Raw genomic sequence first — 4,776 nt, 5'->3', positions numbered from 1 at the left:
AGCGGACCAGAGCGAGCGATGATTCCGCCCGGAGGCCTTGCGGGAGGAGGGGGGCGGGCGAGCGGTTCCCGGCCGACGGCGGCGCCGGACGACGCTGCGCGGCGCGACCGCGTGCAGCTCGGCTTTCCCCCCGTCCGGCGCGCCACGGGTGCAGATCGGCAAGCGCATCCTCTTTCCGCGTCCGCGCGGGCGGTCACCCGATCAATTCTGATTCAATTTCCGCGGCCTGCGCTCTAAGTTCGGCGCCCCACCCACCGGCCCGCCCGCGCCGCCGCGCGCCCCGAGAAGGTCCGCCATGCTCCACTTCGCCTCCGACGGTATCGACATCGCCTTCATCGAGGAGGGCGCGGGCGATCCCGTGCTGCTCATCCACGGCTTCGGTTCCACCAAGGAGATCAACTGGGTCGGCCCGTCCTGGATGCGCACGCTGGTGGAGGCCGGCTACCGCGCCATCGCCTTCGACCATCGCGGCCATGGCGCCTCCGGCAAGGTCTACGATCCCGCGCTGTACGACACCCGGCTGATGGCGGAGGACGCGAAGCGCCTGCTCGACCATCTGGGCATCTCCCGTGCCGATGTCATCGGCTATTCCATGGGCGCGCGGGTGGGGGCGCAGATGGCGCTGCACTTCCCGCAGGAGGTGCGTTCGCTGGTGATGGGCGGGCTCGGCTATCACCTGGTCGAAGGCGTGGGCCTGCCGCAATCCATCGCCGACGCCATGGAGGCGCCGAGCCTCGAGGCTGTCACCGATCCCATGGGCCGCATGTTCCGGTCCTTCGCCGACGCCAACAAGCAGGATCTGAAGGCGCTCGCCGCCTGCATCCGCGGCTCGCGCCAGGTGCTGGCGCCCGAGGAGGTGGCGCGCATCTACCAGCCGGTGCTGGTGGCGGTGGGCACGCGGGACACGGTGGCGGGCGACGCCCACAAGCTCGCGGCGCTGATGCCGGACGCGGTGGCGCTCGACATCCCCAACCGCGACCACAACCCGGCGGTGGGCGACAAGGTGTTCAAGCAGGGGGTGCTCGACTTCCTCGCGCGCAGGCCGTGAGCGGGCAGGGGCGAGGGGCGGGGGCGAGGCGCAAGGGCTCCGGGGCGAGGATTCGAGCGGTTCGCCGCGATGGACCGGGCGCCCCCCGTCATCCCCCCGGGCTTGTCCGGGGGGATCCACGCCGAGGCGAGGCGCGCGCCCGACCGTGAAGCTCCGGCGGGTCGGCTCGGTAGATGCCCCGGACAAGCCGGGGCATGACGGCGGTGAGATGCCAGCCAGCCGGCCGGCCCATGGCCGAGGCCTGCCACCGCGGGGAACCTGCGCACGGCGCCGCGCTTGTGCTAGAAAGAGGGCAAGTCGTTTCATCCGAGGAGGCAGAGATGCCGCAGACCCCCATGCCCGTGCTGCCCGTCGCGTCCGCACCCGAGCCTTCCGGCCCGCGCCTGACCCGCACCGGTACCGAGCGCTGGCACGAGGTGGTGGACCCCGTCTGGGCGCGGCTGCGCAACGAGGCGGAGGAGGCCATGGGGCGCGAGCCGCTCATGGCGAGCTTCCTCACCGGCGCCATCCTGGGCCAGCCGAGCCTGGAGGCGGTGATCGGCGAGCGCATCGCCGCCCGTCTCGACCATCCCGACATCCCCGGCTCCGCCATCCGCGCCGCCTATTTCGAGGCGACGAACGACGACAAGACCATCGCCCAGGCGCTGCGCGCCGACATCATGGCGGTGGTGGACCGCGACCCGGCGGCCACCCGCACGCTGGAGCCGGTGCTCTATTTCAAGGGCTTCCACGCCATCCAGACCCACCGCCTCGCCCACTGGCTGTGGACCCACGGCCAGCAGAACTTCGCGCTCTATCTCCAGAGCCGGGCCTCGGCGGTCTATGCGGTGGACATCCACCCGGCGGTGCCCATGGGGCGCGGCATCTTCTTCGACCATGCCACCGGCATCGTCGTCGGCGCCACCAGCGTGATCGAGGACGACGTGTCGATCCTCCAGGGCGTGACCCTGGGCGGCACCGGCAAGGAGAGCGGCGACCGCCATCCCAAGATCGCCGCGGCGTGCTGATCGGCGCCGCGCGAAGTGCTGGGCAATATCGAGGTGGGCCGCTGCGCCCGCGTGGCCGCGGGGTCCGTGGTGCTGAAGCCGGTGCCGCGCAACACCACGGTGGCCGGCATCCCGGCCAAGGTGGTGGGCGAGGCGGGCTGTGCCGAGCCGGCGCGCTCCATGGACCAGATGTTCGAGGACAACATCTTCGCCGGAGCGGATATCTGAGCGATTTCTGCGCCGCCGCCCTTGAACCGGGCGCGGCGGGCCGCCAAAAAGCGGGTCGGTGCATTCCAGGAGGAAGCGATTTGGACAAGACGGAACTCGAGCGCGTGCAGCGTTACCTGCGGACCCTGTTCGGCAACCCGCAGATCAAGGTGACCGCGCGCCCGAAGAAGAAGGACAGCGCCGAGGTCTATCTCGGCGAGGAGTTCATCGGCGTGCTCTTCAAGGACGAGGAGGACGGCGACCTCTCCTACAACTTCCAGATGGCCATCCTCGACGCCGATTTGGAGTAGGCGCGTCCGGACTGCAGCCGGCGGTGGAGATGCGGGGGCAGGGCGGGCTCGTCCGTCTCCCCAGTCGCTCAATTGTCGGATGGGATGTGCTATCGCGCTGCTTCGGGCACGGTGCGCGGGGACACATCATGGCGCAGCACAACACGAGCCACGAAGCCGGCGACGCGGACCATGGCGGGCATTCCGATGCGGGTCCGGCCAAGTCCGCCCACGATCAATCCACGCTTGGCCATTCCACGCACGGGCATTCCACCGACGGCGATCGTTCCGGGCACGATCACGCGGGCCACAGCCATGCGGTGCCCGCCTCGCTCAGGGCCTTCGCCATCGGCGCATCGCTGAATTTCGGCTTCGTCGTCGTCGAGGCGGTCTTCGGCATCCTGTCCGGATCGCTGGCGCTGGTGGCGGACGCCGGCCATAACCTGTCGGACGTGCTCGGCCTGCTGCTCGCCTGGGGCGCCGCCTGGCTCGCGCGCCGGCCGCCGACGCAGAGGCGCACCTACGGCTACGGGCGCTCCTCGATCCTCGCCGCGCTCGCCAATGCGGTTCTGCTGCTGGTGGGCACCGGCGGCATCCTGTGGGAGGCGGTGTCGCGCCTCGGCGATCCTCAGCCGGTCGCCACCGGCGTCGTCATGGTGGTGGCGCTGGTGGGCATCGGCGTGAACTTCGGCACCGCGCTGCTCTTCATGGCCGACCGCAAGCGCGACCTCAACGTGCGGGGCGCCTTCGTTCACATGGTGGCGGACGCCGCCATCTCGCTCGGCGTGGTGGTCGCCGCGGCGGTGATCGCGCTCACCGGCTGGCTGTGGCTCGACCCTGCGGTGTCCATCGCCATTGCCCTCGCCATCGTCGCCGGCACCTGGGGGCTGCTGCGCGACAGCGTCGACCTCGCCATGGACACGGTGCCGGCCCATGTGGATCCGGCGGCGGTGGAGGCGTTCCTCGCGGCCCAGCCGGGCGTCACGGGCGTCCACGATCTCCACATCTGGGCGCTTTCCACCACCGAGGTGGCGCTGACCGCCCATCTGGTGCGGCCCGGCGCGGGCGCGGACGACGCCCTCCTGACGCAGATCGCGGCCGCGCTGAAGGCGCGCTTCGGCATCGGCCATGCGGCGATCCAGGTGGAGCAGGGCGCCATGGCCTGCGCCCTCGCGCCGCCCGAGGTGGTGTAGCGCGTCCCTCAGGCCGCCTTGACCGGGGCGAGGCCTTCCAGGGCCTCCTTGGCGATGGGCGAGAGGCCCTCGCCGCCATGGGCCACGTGCTCGGCGATCTTGGCGCGCATGCGCGGGTCCCAGAACTTGGCGATGTGGGTGCGGGTCTCCTTCACCGCCTGCTCGTGCTTGAGCTGCGCGAAGGCGGTGGCGATCTGGTTCGCCATGTAGACCAGCTTGTCCTCGGTGCTATGCGACATGGGTTGCCTGCCCCTCGTGCGGCCCGAGCGCGATGCGCTGCGGATGGGTGAAAATCTCGAAGCCGTCGGCGCGCACCACCGCGCAGAGCGTGATGCCGGCCGCCTCGGCGGTGCGGATGGCGAGCGAGGTGGGTGCCGAGACGGCGGCGATGACGCCCACGCCCAGCACGCAGGCCTTCTGCACCATCTCGATGGAGACGCGGCTCGTGAGGAGAAGCAGGCCGCGGCCCGGGTCGAGGCCGAGCCGAGCGGACGCGCCCACCAGCTTGTCGAGCGCGTTGTGGCGCCCCACGTCCTCGGCGAGCGCGATGATGCCGGCACCGGGCTCGAAATAGGCCGCGCCATGCACCGCACGGGTCTCATGGTTGAGGGTCTGCGCCGGCGCCATGGCGGCCATGGCGGCGAGGATCTCCGCGGACCTAAAAGCGCGTCGCGGCGGTCACGTGGGCCGCCGGCTTCACCGCCTCGGCGAGGCTCTCCACCCCGCACAGGCCGCAGCCGGTGGGGCCGGCCAGCGCCCGGCGGCGGGCGGCAAGGCGCGCCATCTTCTGCGGCGCGATCCACATGCGCGCCTCGATGCCCTCCTCCACCACGATCACGTCGAGGCTCTCGATCTCGTCCGCCGCGGCGCGATGCCTTCCGTGAGCGCGAAGCCGAGGGCGAAGTCGGCGATGTCGGTGGGGCTCGCCATCATCACCGCGTGGGTGGTGCCGTTGAAGGTGAGGGCGACCGGCGTCTCCTCCGGCACGGCGCGGGTGCCGTCCGCGACCGCGCCATCGCGCACCTGCGCGCGCGCCACCGCCGTGCCGGCGG

At 71.4% G+C, this 4,776-nt stretch carries 4 protein-coding genes and 2 pseudogenes; 4 read left to right on the top strand and 2 right to left on the bottom strand.

Translation table 11 applies throughout. From position 1 onward, the window contains the following. Window positions 1–295 precede the first annotated feature (295 nt). From AC2W7M_RS20005 to AC2W7M_RS19990, 4 genes and pseudogenes are all read left to right on the top strand, one after another. On the top strand, window positions 296–1,048 hold the full coding sequence (locus AC2W7M_RS20005) for an alpha/beta fold hydrolase (protein ID WP_486134344.1): 753 nt from the start codon (window positions 296–298) through the stop codon (window positions 1,046–1,048). Between the two features lie 335 nt (window positions 1,049–1,383). Continuing rightward, window positions 1,384–2,262 (top strand): annotated as a pseudogene (gene cysE / locus AC2W7M_RS20000) (serine O-acetyltransferase). An 80-nt stretch (window positions 2,263–2,342) separates the two neighbouring features. Beyond that, window positions 2,343–2,552 carry a DUF3126 family protein gene (locus AC2W7M_RS19995; protein WP_121624925.1) on the top strand — a complete coding sequence of 70 codons (210 nt, stop codon included), beginning with the start codon at window positions 2,343–2,345 and terminating at the stop codon, window positions 2,550–2,552. Between the two features lie 128 nt (window positions 2,553–2,680). Continuing rightward, the gene (locus AC2W7M_RS19990; RefSeq protein ID WP_486134342.1) at window positions 2,681–3,724 is read left to right on the top strand and encodes a cation diffusion facilitator family transporter; all 1,044 of its coding nucleotides are present in this window, start codon (window positions 2,681–2,683) and stop codon (window positions 3,722–3,724) included. Window positions 3,725–3,732: 8 nt separating this feature from the next. On the opposite strand, the gene AC2W7M_RS19985 is transcribed toward AC2W7M_RS19990, so the two are convergent. Both AC2W7M_RS19985 and fdhD read right to left on the bottom strand, forming a co-directional pair. Next, the gene (locus AC2W7M_RS19985; RefSeq protein ID WP_486134340.1) at window positions 3,733–3,963 is read right to left on the bottom strand and encodes a formate dehydrogenase subunit delta; all 231 of its coding nucleotides are present in this window, start codon (window positions 3,961–3,963) and stop codon (window positions 3,733–3,735) included. Next, window positions 3,953–4,762 (bottom strand): annotated as a pseudogene (gene fdhD, locus AC2W7M_RS19980) (formate dehydrogenase accessory sulfurtransferase FdhD). Before fdhD ends, AC2W7M_RS19985 begins: the two are co-directional and overlap by 11 nt. Window positions 4,763–4,776: the final 14 nt, after the last annotated feature.

Source organism: Xanthobacter sp. BG11Y11_SDJG, assembly GCF_057364445.1.
This window is presented reverse-complemented; position numbering and strand designations above follow the sequence as displayed.